Below are 235 nucleotides of genomic sequence, written 5' to 3'. Positions count from 1 at the left end.
GCCACACCGACAGCTCCGCGGCCGGCTGCACCGAGCCAACCCCCAACACGCCCTGCGCGTGCAACGTCCATCCCGGACTCGAATCCGCCTGGCCGGCAGCCGAATACACCCACACATTCCGAGTACCCGACTGCTCGACGCCGCCCACCACCACCTGGACCCGCACCCCATCTGCCGGCAGCACCAACGGTGCCTGCAACGTCAACTCCTGCAGCACCGAACAACCCACCTCGTC

Annotated in this window: 1 protein-coding gene; it reads right to left on the bottom strand. The window is 68.1% G+C overall.

Features of this window, described 5'->3' with window-relative positions; translation table 11 throughout:
* Positions 1-235: hotdog family protein (locus BST12_RS30255; RefSeq protein ID WP_139802148.1), on the bottom strand; the 235-nt coding region annotated here is incomplete at both ends.

The sequence above is a fragment of the Mycobacterium angelicum genome (genome assembly GCF_002086155.1).
Taxonomy (GTDB): domain Bacteria; phylum Actinomycetota; class Actinomycetes; order Mycobacteriales; family Mycobacteriaceae; genus Mycobacterium; species Mycobacterium angelicum.
The sequence above is the reverse complement of the archived record's forward strand: the minus strand, read 5'-3'. Positions and strand labels throughout refer to the sequence as shown.